Annotated in this window: 11 protein-coding genes; 2 read left to right on the top strand and 9 right to left on the bottom strand. The window is 67.0% G+C overall.

Translation table 11 applies throughout. From position 1 onward, the window contains the following. Positions 1 to 16: 16 nt before the first annotated feature. From AC6RIC_RS20950 to AC6RIC_RS20975, 6 genes are all read right to left on the bottom strand, one after another. Positions 17 to 1,306, bottom strand: a complete 1,290-nt coding sequence (locus tag AC6RIC_RS20950) for a M16 family metallopeptidase (RefSeq protein ID WP_499733760.1) — start codon at positions 1,304 to 1,306, stop codon at positions 17 to 19. Positions 1,307 to 1,435: 129 nt separating this feature from the next. After that, entirely contained in the window at positions 1,436 to 2,080 is a 645-nt protein-coding gene (locus AC6RIC_RS20955; RefSeq protein ID WP_454657949.1) for a hypothetical protein, read from the bottom strand. Between the two features lie 74 nt (positions 2,081 to 2,154). After that, complete coding sequence (gene lspA, locus AC6RIC_RS20960) at positions 2,155 to 2,637, bottom strand: signal peptidase II (protein WP_499733761.1); 483 nt, start codon at positions 2,635 to 2,637, stop codon at positions 2,155 to 2,157. Then, positions 2,637 to 5,669 carry an isoleucine--tRNA ligase gene (gene ileS / locus AC6RIC_RS20965; RefSeq protein ID WP_499733762.1) on the bottom strand — a complete coding sequence of 1,011 codons (3,033 nt, stop codon included), beginning with the start codon at positions 5,667 to 5,669 and terminating at the stop codon, positions 2,637 to 2,639. Before ileS ends, lspA begins: the two co-directional genes overlap by 1 nt. A gap of 204 nt (positions 5,670 to 5,873) precedes the next feature. Continuing rightward, positions 5,874 to 6,857: a bifunctional riboflavin kinase/FAD synthetase gene (locus AC6RIC_RS20970; RefSeq protein WP_499733763.1), complete on the bottom strand. Its 984-nt coding sequence runs from the start codon at positions 6,855 to 6,857 to the stop codon at positions 5,874 to 5,876. Between the two features lie 97 nt (positions 6,858 to 6,954). Next, positions 6,955 to 7,410 (bottom strand): MaoC family dehydratase, encoded by a 456-nt coding sequence (locus AC6RIC_RS20975; protein WP_454657953.1) that lies wholly within the window; start codon positions 7,408 to 7,410, stop codon positions 6,955 to 6,957. Positions 7,411 to 7,637: 227 nt separating this feature from the next. Between AC6RIC_RS20975 and AC6RIC_RS20980 the strand changes: the two genes are divergently transcribed. Next, entirely contained in the window at positions 7,638 to 8,024 is a 387-nt protein-coding gene (locus AC6RIC_RS20980; protein WP_454657954.1) for a response regulator, read from the top strand. Positions 8,025 to 8,149: 125 nt separating this feature from the next. Here the strand turns inward: AC6RIC_RS20980 and AC6RIC_RS20985 are convergent, their stop codons facing one another. From AC6RIC_RS20985 to AC6RIC_RS20995, 3 genes are all read right to left on the bottom strand, one after another. Then, a complete protein-coding gene (locus AC6RIC_RS20985) occupies positions 8,150 to 9,019 on the bottom strand; it encodes a TIGR01459 family HAD-type hydrolase (RefSeq protein WP_499733764.1) in 870 nt (289 codons plus the stop codon). Between the two features lie 116 nt (positions 9,020 to 9,135). Next, a complete protein-coding gene (locus AC6RIC_RS20990) occupies positions 9,136 to 10,620 on the bottom strand; it encodes an EAL domain-containing protein (RefSeq protein ID WP_499733765.1) in 1,485 nt (494 codons plus the stop codon). 136 nt (positions 10,621 to 10,756) lie between these two features. Beyond that, positions 10,757 to 12,193, bottom strand: coding sequence for a tetratricopeptide repeat protein (locus AC6RIC_RS20995; protein ID WP_499733766.1), 1,437 nt, complete (start codon positions 12,191 to 12,193; stop codon positions 10,757 to 10,759). Between the two features lie 503 nt (positions 12,194 to 12,696). On the opposite strand from AC6RIC_RS20995, the gene aptA reads away from it, so the two are divergent. Further along, a complete protein-coding gene (gene aptA, locus AC6RIC_RS21000) occupies positions 12,697 to 14,037 on the top strand; it encodes an omega-aminotransferase AptA (RefSeq protein ID WP_454657958.1) in 1,341 nt (446 codons plus the stop codon). The last annotated feature ends 22 nt before the right edge of the window (positions 14,038 to 14,059 follow it).

The raw sequence follows: 14,059 nt of genomic DNA on the forward strand, positions 1-14,059 counted from the left end.
ACGAGAGACGGCGTCGTCAGGCCGGCAGCAGCAGGCCGGTGACGCTGCGATCAGGCTTGAGATAGCGGCGCGCAGCCTCGATCACGGCATCACGGCCGATGGCCTCAATGCGCTCAGGCCAGGCGAGCACGTCCTCGACGGTCTCGCCCACGGCCAGAGCTGCCCCGAAGATGCGGGCGAGCGAGGACTGGTTGTCTCGGGCGAAGACCGTCTCCGCCACCAGCCGGGTACGGGCACGGGCCAGCTCCAGTTCGCTCGGCCCTTCCGCCAGGAAGGTGGCAAGCGCCGCATCCAGCCCTGCCTCCATTGCCGCCATCTCGACGCCGGGGCGCGGGCTGGCAGAGATCTGGAAAGCGGCGCGGTCGACCATCGAGCCCATGAAATAGGCGCTGGCGCCGGCTGCCAGCTCGTCCTCGACGCAGAGCTTGCGATAGAGCCGCGAGGTCGTGCCCCCGCCGAGGATCTCGGCGACGAGTTCGAGCGCCAACACCTCGTCGCGCTCGCCGCTCGTATAGGTCGGGCTCAGCCAGCCGCGCCGCAAAGAGGGCTGCTGCACGCGCGGGTCGTTGAGCTGCACGCGGCGCGAAGCGCGGGGTTCCGGCTCGATCGGGCGGGAGCGGATGGGCGCCGCGCCGCGGGCCGCGATCCTGCCATAGGTCTCCTCGGCGAGACGGCGGACCTCGGCGGCATCGGTATCGCCGGCGACGACGAGGATCGCGTTCTCGGGCGTGTAGAAGCGCTGGTAATAAGCGAAGGCATCATCCCGGCTCAGGCGCTCGATCTCGTGCTCCCAGCCGATGATCGGCGTGCCGTAGGGATGGTGGAAGAACAGCGTCGCCGAGAATTCCTCGCCGAGCTGAGCGGCGGGATCGGAATCGACGCGCATGCGCCGCTCCTCCAGCACCACGTCGCGCTCGGGGGCGACCACGCTCTCGTCGAAGGAGAGGCCGGTCATCCGGTCGGCCTCGTAATCCATCATCGCGCGCAGATGCTCCTTCGGCACGCGCTGGAAATAGGCGGTGTAGTCGAAGGAGGTGAAGGCGTTCTCCTGACCGCCGTAACCCGCGACGATCTTGGAGAACTCGCCGGCCGGCCAAGCTTTCGTGCCCTTGAACATCAGGTGCTCGAGGAAATGCGCGATGCCCGACTTGCCGGCCGGATCGTCAGCCGAACCGTTGCGGTACCAGACCATGTGGGTGACGACCGGGGCACGCCGGTCCCTGACCACCACGACATCGAGGCCATTGGCCAACCGGAAGGATTCGACCGGCTCCGCCTGGTCGGTCCGGTGCGCATGGATGTTCACCTGATGCCGTCTCCTTGATCGAAAAAAGGGCGAGCGCGACGCGCCCGCCCTTCATGACAACTTGGTCGGGCGACCCTGCTTCGGCAAGGGGCGATCGCAGCAGACGATCACGCTCTCGCCGATGGCGGCCTACGGCCGCATCACCGGCCCACGCCCGGCCGCGAACTCGCGGATGCCGGGATCCTGCGTATCTTCAACCGGACCACGCGCACCCGGGCCGACGGCGGCCGTCGCAGCCGGGCGACGATAGCCTGCCGGCGGCTCCGCGAGCGTGCGACGCGGCGGCTCGGAGCCATAGGCGGCGGCGTTCTCGTCGACCTTGGCCTGACGCGCGGCCATCTCGCGACCGACCACGATCGGCTTGATGATGTTGTTGTAGTTGCTGTCGTCTTCGCTAAACAGAGGTCCCCTCGACTGACGCGTCGTCCGACCTTGGCGAATCTCCTCAGCCGACAGGCGGGCGTTGTTCCGGAGGCCGTGAGGTTCCACGTAAGGCGCCGGATTGGCCGCATCCTTGCGGCGCTGGACATCCGGATCGTTCGGCCAGGCGGCGTTGCGCTCGCTGGCCGCCTGCTGCGGGCGCGGCAGCGTCGAATTCGGCGGGACAACCAGCGGAGCGCGGGCGCGATAGTCGATGTCGGCCCCCTCGCCCTTGCCGAAGACGCCCTGCATGAAGTTGTAGATGAGCGAGCCTTCCTGCGCGAAGGCCGGTGACGCCCCGAGCACAAGCCCGCCGGCGATGAGCAGATGAGCCACGCGGATGCGTTTGGCCATGTCAAAACTCCCTTCGGACAATCTCGCCCCGTCTCAAACCCCAGACGAACGGCAAAACAATGGCGAAACCGTCGTTAAGCTGCTTTTTCCACGCTTGGGCGGAAGGACTCATATAGCAGGCCGAGCACTCCGACAACGATCGCAACGTCGGCGATGTTGAAGATATACCAGCTGAAGCTGCCCCAGTGGAAATGGACGAAGTCAACGACCGCGCCATAGACGGCGCGATCGACGCCATTGCCGAGCGCCCCGCCGATGATCAGCGCGAGGCTGAGCACGCTGAAAACCCGTGGCTCGCGCCACATCCAGCGCCAGAGCCAGATCGCCGCGACAAAGGAGATGACGACGAGGAACCAGCGGCCGAGATCGGTGCCCTGCTGGAACAGGCCGTAGGAGATGCCGCGATTCCAGGCCAGTACGATCGTCAGGAAGGACGTCAGATCGTACGGCCCGTTCTCGGCCAGCCCGACGCTGTAGAGCAGCCACGACTTCAGGAGCTGATCGGCGATGAAGACGACCAGGACGACGACGAGGCCGAGGCGACGGGCGGACGTCATCAGGCGCGCACTCCCAGCTCCTTCAACGCCTTCGCATCGCGCGGCGTGACCTGGGGATAAGCCTTGTCGGCCGTCGCCGGATCAAAATACTTCCAGGACCGGGCGCATTTGATGCCGGCCGCGCGATGCGGCACGACCGCGACGCCCGGCACGTCGGCGAGGCGGAAGGCATCGGCCGGCCCCTCGCCGCTTTCGACGCGGATGCCCGAGGTGATGCTGATCTCGGCGAGATCGGCGCCGGACAGGGCCGCGTAGAGGTCGGCGTCCGAGACGAAGACCTGCGGCGCCGCCTCCAGCGAGGAGCCCAGGCGCTTGGCCGCGCGCTCCAGCTCGAGCGCGCCGGTGACGACGCGGCGCACGCGGCGGATCTTGGCCCAGCGCTCGGCCAACTCCGGATCGAGCCAGCTCGCCTTGGCCGTGACGAAGCGCTCGAGATGGACCGAGCCCTCGCCCGCCTTCTGGTCGGGGTAACGATCGAGCCAGGCTTCCTCGGCGGTGAAGACCAGGATCGGCGCGAGCCAGGTCGTCAGGCAGCGGAAGAGATGGTCGACGACGGTGAGCGCGCTCTTGCGGACATGGCTCGACAGCGGATCGCAGTAGAGCGCGTCCTTGCGCACGTCGAAATAGAAGGCCGAGAGCTCGGTGTTCATGAACTGCGAGAGCAGGAACACGACCTTCTTGTAGTCATAGGTGCGATAGGCTTCCTCGACCTGCGGCCCGATCTCGGCGAGGCGGTGCAGCATCAGCCGCTCCAGCTCCGGCATGGTCTGCTGATCGGAGACGCGGACATCTTCGCTGAAATGGGCGAGCGTGCCGAGCATCCAGCGCATGGTGTTGCGCAGCTTGCGATAGGTCTCGACGAAGGTCTTGAGGATTTCCTTGCCGATGCGCAGGTCGTCGGAATAATCGGCGGCCGCGACCCAGAGGCGCAGGATATCGGCGCCGCTATCCTTGATGATGTCCTGCGGAGCGGTGACGTTGCCCTTCGACTTCGACATCTTCTCGCCCTTCTCGTCCAGGCAGAAGCCATGGGTGAGGACGATGTCGTAGGGCGCCCGGCCGCGCGTGCCGCAGCTCTCGAGCAGGCTCGAATGGAACCAGCCGCGATGCTGGTCCGAGCCTTCGAGATACATCACGCGGTCCTTGCCGCCATCGCCACGGCGGCGGGCGCGCAGGTCGGCGCGCTTCTCCAGCGTGAAGGCATGGGTCGAGCCGGAATCGAACCAGACGTCGAGCACGTCGGTGACGCGCTCGTACTGCGCCGGATCATAGCCGAAGGGCTTGAGGAAGCGGGCACCGTCGAGATCGGTGAACCAGGCATCCGCGCCCTCGGCCTCGAAGGCCTCGGCGATGGCCGCGTTCACGCGGTCATCGACCAGGATGTCCTTCGTTTCCTTCTGGACGAAGACGGTGATCGGCACGCCCCAGGCGCGCTGGCGCGAGACGACCCAGTCCGGCCGATTGGCGATCATGCCGGTGATGCGGTTCTCGCCGGCGGCGGGCACCCACTCGGTTTCCTTGATCGCCTTCAGCGCGCGGTTGCGCAGCGTGTCGGTATTGCCGCCCGCGACCGGCTGCGGATCGGCCGCATCCGGCGCGCCGGCCTCGCCGATCGGCTTGTCCATGGCGATGAACCATTGCGGCGTGTTGCGGAAGATCACCGGCTTCTTCGAGCGCCAGGAATGCGGATACTGATGCTTCAGGCGGCCGCGCGCGATGATGTTGCCGGCCTCGACCAGCGCCTTGATCACGACGTCATTGGCGTTGCCCTTGTCGCCCTTGTCGGTGATGACCTGCGCGCCCTCGAAGCCCGGCGCTTCCTTGGTGAAGCGGCCATCGGCGTCGACGGTGTAGGGGATGCGGGTCTCGATGCCGCGCTCGGTGAGCTGGCGGCCATTGGCCATCCAGACGTCAAAGTCCTCGCGGCCATGACTCGGCGCCGTGTGGACGAAGCCGGTACCGGCATCATCCGTGACATGGTCGCCGTCGAGAAGGGGAACGACGAAATCGTAGCCGCGGCCGCGCAGCGGATGGGCGCACTCGACCGGAAAGAGTTCCGTGGGATCTAGGTCTGCAACCAGCTCGAAGCCATCGACCTTTGCTGCCTTGAAAACGCTTTCAGCGAGGTTTTTGGCAAGGACATAAGTCGCGCCGGTCTTGGCCCAGTTGCTCTCGGGCGCAGCCGTTACCTTGTAGAGGCCATAGGCGACTTTGTGGCTATAGGCGATAGCGCGATTGCCGGGGATCGTCCAAGGCGTCGTCGTCCAGATGACGACAGAAGCATTTAGAAGCTGATCCGCAACCGGCCCGAGACCCAAGACCATCTTCACCGGAAAAGCCACGAAGATCGTGTCGCTGACATGCTCCTCGTACTCGACCTCGGCCTCGGCCAGCGCGGTCTTCTCGACCACCGACCACATCACCGGCTTGGAGCCGCGATAGAGCTGGCCGGTTTCGGCGAATTTCATGATCTCGCGGGCGATCTGCGCCTCGGCCGGGTAGGCCATGGTCAGGTAGGGATTGGCCCAGTCGCCCTCGACGCCCAAGCGCTTGAACTCCTCGCGCTGGACATCGACCCAGTGCTCGGCGAAGGCGCGGCACTCCCTACGGAACTCGACGACCGGTACGTCGTCCTTGTTCAGCCCCTTGGCGCGGTACTGCTCCTCGATCTTCCATTCGATCGGCAGGCCGTGGCAGTCCCAGCCTGGGACATAGTTGGAATCATAGCCCAGCATCTGCTGCGAGCGCGTGACGAGGTCCTTCAGCACCTTGTTCAGCGCATGGCCGATATGGATGTTGCCGTTGGCATAGGGAGGGCCATCGTGGAGCACGAATCTGTCGCGCCCCTGCCCCGCTTCGCGCAGTTTGCGGTAGAGATCCATCTTGGCCCAGCGGGCGAGCAGCTCCGGCTCGCGCTGCGGCAGGCCGGCCCGCATCGGGAACTCGGTCTGGGGCAGGAAGAGCGTCTGGGAATAGTCGACGCCGTCGGCAGCGGTCTCGGAGGCTTTGGCGGTGTTGGTCTTGTCGGTCATCATCCGGCTCGGACAGTCGGGACGGCGAGCCGGTCAGGGGCCTCGGGCGTCCACTCTTGAAACGGGAAAAGCGGTCTTCAACCCGGACTGCGCAAGCGCCCGCGCTTGTCTAGCGCGAGGCGGCAGCCGGGCCCGTAATTCGCCGGGAAAAATCGATCAGCATGGCGCGTTCTGCGGGCATGGAGGGCTTCTAGCAGGCGCGGCTCAAGGAAGGAAGGCCGGCGTCTTCGCCAGAATGTCGCGTGCGCGGGCGCTGTCGGCGTCCATCTGGGCGATCAGGGCCTCGAGCGTATCGAACTTCTCCTCGCCGCGCAGCCAGTCGACTAAGGCGACGTCGACGCGCTGGCCATAGAGATCGCCGGAGAAATCGAAGACGAAGGTTTCCAGCCGCGGCGCGCCATCGTCGAAGGTCGGGCGGCGGCCGAAGCTCGCGACACCGTCATGCCAGATGCCGTCGATCTTCATCCGGACCGCGTAGATGCCATGGCGCAGCCTGCAGTCGCGAGCGAGCTGCATGTTGGCCGTGGGATAGCCGAGTTCGCGCCCGCGCTTGTCGCCATGGGCGATCAGCCCGCGCACCAGCCAGGGCCGGCCAAGGAATTCGGCAGCGTGCGCGACATCGCCGGTTTCCAGCGCCGTGCGGATCAGCGTCGAGGAGACTGGCTCGCCCTTCCAGCTGAAAGGCGGCACCACCGCGACCGGAATGCCGGCGGCGAGGCCGTGGGCCTGCAGCATCTCGGGCGAGCCGGTCCGGCCCTTGCCGAAATGAAAGTCGTAGCCGCAGACGAGGCCGGTGGCACCGAGCCTGCCGATCAGCAGGTCATCGACGAAGCTTTCGGCGGGGATCGCCGCGATGTCGCGGTCGAAGGGCAGGACGAAAACCTGAGCAAAGCCTGCCTCCGTCAACCCTTCGAGCTTGAGCTGCGGCGCGGTTAGCCTGAAGACCGGCTCATCGGGCCGGAAGACGCTGCGCGGATGCGGCTCGAAGGTGAAGGCGGCCGGGCGGCTCCCGAGCTCGCCGGCGAGGGACGCGGCGCGATGCGCCAGCTCAGCATGGCCGCGATGGACGCCATCGAAATTGCCAAGCGCCAGGACGGCGCCGCGCAAGGCTTCGGGAACGGGCTTGTCGAGGTCGAGGACCACGGCCGTCGGCTCGGGGCGGTCAGGCTCATCGGCTTGGGATGGCATCAATCGGGAACGTCCACCTGCCCTTGAAACACGGGCGTTGACCGTCTTTGCGGCGAAGGCCGGCGGGGCGTCAAGGTCGCCGGATCGCGAAAAGGCCTCAGCCGCGCGGCTTCGGCGGCATGGCGACCCAGGCCTCGCCCTCCATCACCGCCTTGCCGTCGACGAGGCATTCGCAGAAGAAGCGCACCCGGCGGCGCTCGGCCACCAGCTCGACGACCTCGACGCGGGCTGTGACGACATCGCCGATCTTGACCGGAGCCAGGAAGGTCAGGGTCTGCGAGAGATAGACGGCGCCCGGCCCCGGCAACCGCGTGCCGAGCAAGGCGGATATGAGGCTCGCCGTCAGCATGCCATGGGCGATTCGCTGGCCGAACTTGGTCCCGGCGGCGAAATGGTCGCAGAGATGGATCGGGTTGGCGTCGCCCGAGAGTTCGGCGAAGAGCGCGACGTCACGCTCCATGACGGTCCGCATCAGGCTTTCGCTGCGGCCGATGGCCAGATCCTCGAAAGCGTGGACGGTGTAGAGCCCGCCAGATATCGGCTGAACTGTCATGGGTCCCGCGCGGCCCGTGGGCCTGTGCCCTCCTGTCTGCAATCGAGTTAAGCATCTCGCAACCGCAACATCAGCGCAATTGGACTTTGGTGCGGCGCACCAACCTGCCCTTACGTTAGTTCGCAATCGGATTAACCGCTTCGCAAGGCGCGGCAGCTATCTACTCAGGCGAGCGGCACGGCGCTGGTATCTTCCAGCACCGCAACCGTCATGCCTGGAGCATCAGAATGGCTCTCGACCCGTCCATGCCGATCCTCGTCGTCGACGACTACCAGACGATGGTCCGCATCATCCGCAACCTGCTGAAGCAGCTCGGCTTCGAGAACGTCGACGATGCTTCGGACGGCACGGCCGCCATCTCGAAGATGCGCGACAAGAAATACGGCCTCGTGATCTCCGACTGGAACATGGAGCCGATGAGCGGCTTCGAGCTGCTCCAGAAGGTTCGCGAGGAGACGGCGCTGGCGGAAACGCCCTTCATCATCGTCACAGCGGAATCGAAGACCGAGAACGTCGTCGCGGCGAAGAAGGCCGGCGTCAGCAACTACATCGTCAAGCCGTTCAACGCGCAGACGCTGAAGACCAAGATCGAGTCGGTCTGCGCGGCAGCGTAAGCACCGCCATGTTCGGGCTTGGTCCGAGCATCTCAGGACGAGAGGACGTCCTATCCTGAAGGTGCTTCTCGGGTCTACGCTTCGCTTCGCCCGAAAATGACGGCCAGCTTACCGCCTTATCGGCCTCACCAGACCAGATGCGGCATCGCATAGGCCGGGCGATGCGTCTGCCGGCCGAACCAGCCGTGACGCTCTTCCCATGACGCTTCCATCAGATCCTGGGCATGGATGCCGGCCAGCACCATGATGCCGGCCGCGCCGAAGGCGTCGGCACCGGCGATATCGGTCCGGATCGCATCGCCGATCGCGCAGATCCTGTCGCGGGAGATCGCGGCTCCCCGGGCCTTTTCAGCGGCCGCCACTGCCGCCTCGTAGATCGGCCGATGCGGCTTGCCGGCATAGATCGCCCGCCCCCCGATCTCCTCATAGGCGAGCGCGACCGAACCGGCGCAGGGAATGATGCGCCCGCCACGCTCGACCACGAGGTCGGGATTGGCACAGATCAGCGGCAGCCCGCGCGCGGCGAAGCCGGCAAGCAGATCGGCATAGGTCGCGGCCGTGTCCTTCTCGTCGTCGAACAGGCCGGTGCAGAGCACATAGGCCGCTTCGTCGGGGGAGACTTCGCGCACGTCGAGCCCGGCGATCAGCGGCAGGTCGCGATCGGGGCCGAGGCGGAACATCGGCTCGCCCGCCCGCTCGCGAATCAGCGAGCGGCAGACATCGCCGGAGGTGACGATCGCATCCCAGGCCTCGCGCGGCACGGCGAAGCCATCGAGCTGGCCGACGATGACATCGGCCGGGCGCGGGGCATTGGTGACGAGGACGACGCTGATGCCGCGCTCACGCATCCGCATCAGCGCCGCGACCGCGTCGCGATAGGCGGCAACGCCGTTATGGACCACGCCCCAGACGTCGCACAGGCAGAGATCGAAGCGGTCCGCGACCTCGGAAAAACCCGAAAGCGGAATGGTGGAAGCGATCCCCGATGGCGACACTGTCTCGATCTCCGGCGATGATTGTCAGCGACGGGCGAGCTTCGCCCCTCGACAAGGTCTGATCTAGACGGGTTTCGCCGGAAGCGGAACCGGAGAGCGCAGGAAACGGCCGTGCGTCAGGCGCTGGCGCGGCGCAGCACGGCCCTGAACGGCAGCCGTTCCGGGCGCGCATCCTGCGGGGCCGGCTCGGAAACGGCGGCTGGAGATTGTGCAACCCGATCCTGGCCGAGCAACCGATCGACGATGCTCTCCGGCGGCCGGGAGGGCGCGGCCGGCGCCGGCAGTGGCGCAGGCGCGGGTTCCGGCTCGGCGAAGACTTCGGGCTTGACCGGACGCGGCGGCGAGAAGGCCTGCCCCTGCCCCATCGCGGCGCCGAGCTCGATCATGTCGGCTGCTGCGGGATTGTCCTCGACCTGGTCCGCGACGAGGGTGATCGAGACGCGTGCAAGCAGGGTGGCGAGATCGCCCGCGTCGATATCGCTCTGGATCCGGCCGTCGAGATGGGCCTGCAGCAGCGCGGCCGGCGCCTTCACATAGCGGACGCCGCGATCGAACAGGGCGCTCGGATCGAGGCGCAGGTCGACGAGTTGATCGAGCGCGAAACGCACCCCGTTCGCCGACATGGCGCCGAGCAGGCCGAGACTGGTCGGGTCAAGCGCGCGGAACACCGCCTGCGGCATCTCGATGACCAGATGCCCCGTATGCTCGCGGTACTTGTCGAGGATGCGGGTCAGGGCCGCCAGCGCGCGCGACGAGTTCCAGGTCGCATTGCTGAAATTGCAGGAGACGAAGATGCCGCCGTCCTTCGCGCCGAGATGGCGGGCGATCGCCAGCGCCCGCGTCAGGACGAGCGCATCAAGCGTCGGCCCGAAGCCCCGCGTCTCGACGGTCTCGATGAATTCGTGCGGCAGCAGCAGCGTGTTCTCGTCCAGCCGCAGGCGCACCAGCGCCTCATAGCCGCAGGTCCGGCGCTGCGGCAGCGAGACGATCGGCTGCAGATGGACTTCGAGCGCACCCTCGCCGAGGGCCTTGCCGATCAAGGCAGCACGTTCGGCTTCCGCTTCCTCCCGCGCCGCAGCGGCGGCAGCGGCCCGTTCGGCGGCAAGCTTTTCGGCTCGCTCCCGGCGTGCCGCTTCCGGATCGAGCACCACCTCGGGCACCGGCGCGGGCAGTCCAGCGGCAGGTTCCGGCAGGCGGGCCAGGACTGTCTCATGGTCGGCCAGTGTCGTCGCGACCTGATGAATCAGGTCGCCGAGCAGGCCTACCTCGGCCGTCAGCTCATGAATCGCAGCGCGCGCAGGCGCGGCATCGGCGTCGCGCATCGGCATCTGCTGGACACGCTGCGACAGGGCATCCAGGCGAATGGCGTTGGTGGCGAGCCGGACCTTGACCTCGCCGAGACCCGCCATGGCCTGCTCGTGCCGGGCAAGGCCGCGGTGTTCGAAGGCCCGCATCGCCAGCATGAGCCCGGCTCCGGACGCGAGCAGGCCGAGCGCCGCGCCAAGTCCACCGGGAAGCAGGATCGCGACCGCAGCGCCGGCCGACAGACCGGTCACGGCGCCGGCAAGAGGAGGCAGGGCTTTCAGGCGGGCAGGTGCCACGGCAGCGCTCGCGCTATGTCAGGGAATCGGAATGGGAACGAATCACGGTAACAGCCGGCAGATTAACCTTGCCGGCGCGGTTATGCGAGCGACGCGCCTCATTCCCGCCACACCCGCCCCTCGACCCCAGCGGGACTTATGGCTTGCTCAGGCCGAGCGCGGAGAGAATCTTGTCGATCACCGACGGGGCGAATGCTCTCCGCTGCAGGAAAGCGCGCGGATCCTGCCCGAAAAGCGGGGCTTTCTCGATGAGCTGAGCGATCGCCTTCGCCTGCTTCTCCGGATCGTTGTCAGCCGCCGCCTTGAGCGCCTGACCGAGCAGGCTGAGCTGGCTCGTATCCGTGGCCAGCATTGCGGCATGGCTCTCAGACGCCTTTCCCGCACCGATCAGATAAGCGCCGAGGAATGCATAGAAGTCGTAGCGCGGCGAGTGGGCGACACTCAGCGACGTCGCACGCTCCAGCAGGGGGAGCCCTTCGAGCGGGCGATCGAGCCGGACATAAAGCGCGCCGACATCCGCCAGAATATCCGGATCATAGGGATTGCGGGCCTGCGCCTCGCGGCCCATCTGGATTGCCTCGTCGGTTGCGCCGCGCAGCAGCAGCACCTTCATCATGGCCTGATAGGCCCGCGCTCCGGAGGGCGCGAGGCGGATAGCCGTCAGCGCCGCCGCAAGAGAACGGTCGAGCGGAGGCCGCGAGGCGTCAGTGTCGCTGTGCGGACCATCGCCCTGCGGGGCGGCGGCCGTGCCGTGCTCGCCGAGCGTTATGATCGCAAGATGGGCCCAGCCCGGGTAGAAACCCGGATCCTGCTCCACCAACTGGGCAAGGCAAAGCCGCGCGGCCTGATGCAGCTCCGGCAGCATCACACGGCGCGCGTCGAAAGCCTTCAGGATGCAGCGGATAGCGGGAGACGGAGCGGACTGGCGCGCGTCGGCGGGAATGATGCCAAAAGGCTCCGTCAGCCGCGTCGCCAGCCGGCGCGCCATCTCGGCGAGATCACCTTCCTGGAGCGCGGCCAGCGACGTCCGGCTCGACGACGCGGTCCAGACGATGCGCCCGTCCCGCACGGAGCGCAGGCGACCCAGCCCTTCCGCCTCGCCGTCGGTGCCCTGGGCGTCGATCTCCAGGAGGTAGTCGACCTCGTCCGAAAGAACAGCTTCGGGCGGCAATGTCTTGATCGTCACGAGATCGTCGAACCGGGCCATGGCATCGACGAGCAATGCCGAGAAGCGGCGCAGGACATCGGCCAGCCTGGGATCCGAAGGCCGATCGGGAATCGCAATCGCGACGCGCAGCAGGGAAGGCCCCGCCAAGGCGTCGGACCGCGCGCCGGCAGCTTGCTCGCTCGCGGCAGGCTTCACCGCCGCGGGCCGGATCGGCTCGCGCGCCGGCCCCAGATACCACCAACCCAGCGCGAGCAGCCCCAGCGCGAGCGCGGCGAGGGTCAGGTGTGTCCAGCGGCGGGCCGTGCGCCGGTCCGGTTCAGGCGCCTCATCGGTGAATTCGGTCGCAACCCGGTTCCCCTCCCCGCCGAACCAGGTGAAAACCGGGACATAGCCGCCGACCGGCATCGATATCTGCACGGGATCGCCGCGGCCGTCGCCCGCATAGTACTGTGCCAGGGCCCGCCGCAGCCGCCCGGCCTCGACGCGAACGATGGGATCGAGCTGCGGGTTGAAATCGGCGGGGCGACCGAGCCCCTCAACCGCGATCGTATAGCCCTTCAGCTCGGCCGCGCGCCCCTCGACCGTGCGCTCGACGACGAAGCTCAGAAAGGCCGAAAGCTGGGGAGCGGCCCGAAAGGCATCCGAAACCAGGACACGGTCGAGACCCGCGCGAATGATCGCCGCGGCCCGTACATCCAGCCGTCCAGGATCATCTACGCCTTCCGTCATCGGGGTCCATTCTCATTGTGCCCCTCAAGCGGGGATTGTACGCCATCGGCGACCTAACGTCATCCACAAGCAGGTTCGTGCCGTCATCCGCTGGGCGCAGCCATCCTCGGCCATGATGGCGATTTACAGGCGGCTTGCTCCTGCTAGCTTCAACCAAGGTTAATCCACAGGGGTTTCGAATGACGTCCGCATCCTCCGCCATCGCCACGCCGAACGATCTCGAAGCCTACTGGATGCCGTTCACGGCCAACCGGTCGTTCAAGAAGAACCCGCGCATGGTCGCGCGCGCCGAGGGCATGTTCTACTACACGCCCGACAACAAGCCGGTCATGGACGGCACGGCGGGCCTGTGGTGCTGCAATGCCGGCCATGCCCGCGAACCGATCATCCAGGCGATTCAGGCCCAGGCGCGAGACCTCGACTACGCCCCCTCCTTCCAGTACGGCCACCCCAAGGTCTTCGCCGCAGCCGCCCGCATCGCGGCGCTGGCGCCGGGCGATCTCGACCATGTCTTCTTCGCGGGCTCGGGCTCGGAAGCCGGCGATTCCGCGCTCAAGATCGCGCTGGCCTACTGGAACGTCACCGGCAAGGCCGCCAAGACCCGCCTGATCGGCCGCGAGCGCGGCTATCATGGCGTCGGCTTCGGCGGCATCTCGGTCGGCGGCATGTCGAACAACCGCAAGTTCTTCGGCTCGCTGCTCACCGGCGTCGACCATCTCGCCCATACCTATGACCGCGAGAAGCAGGCCTTCAGCAAGGGCGAGCCGGAATACGGCGCGCATTTCGCCGATGATCTCGAGCGCATCGTCGCGCTGCACGACGCCTCGACCATCGCCGCGGTGATCGTCGAGCCGATGGCGGGCTCCACCGGCGCGCTGCCGCCGCCGAAGGGCTATCTCAAGCGCCTGCGCGAGATCTGCGACAAGCACAACATCCTCCTGATCTTCGACGAGGTCATCACCGGCTTCGGGCGCCTCGGCTTCGCCTTCGCCGCCGAGCGCTACGGCGTGATCCCGGACATGATCACCTTTGCCAAGGGCGTGACCTCCGGCACGGTACCGATGGGCGGCGTCATCGTGCGCAAGCACATCTACGACGCCTTCATGGGCGGGCCGGACAACGTGATCGAGCTGTTCCACGGCTACACCTATTCGGGCCATCCGCTGGCGGCCGCCGCCTGCCTGGCGACGCTCGACATCTACCGCGACGAAGGCCTGTTCGAGCGGGCGCGCGCGATGGAAGGCGCCTGGGCCGACGCGGTGATGAGCCTGAAGGGCGAACCGAACGTCGTCGACATCCGCACGCTCGGCATTGTCGGCGCCGTCGATCTCGCGCCGCGCGCCGATGGCGTCGGCAAGCGAGCCTTCGAGGCGATGGACCGCCTCTTCCGCGAAGAAGGCCTGATGGTGCGGACAGCCGCCGACACCATCGCCTTCTCGCCCCCGCTGATCATCTCGGAGAGCCAGATCGAAGAGCTGATCGACAAGCTGCGCCGGGCGATCCGGGCGGTCGCGAACTGAGGCAGCGATAGGCTGGGATTTG

Source organism: Allobosea sp. TBD101, from assembly GCF_059817965.1.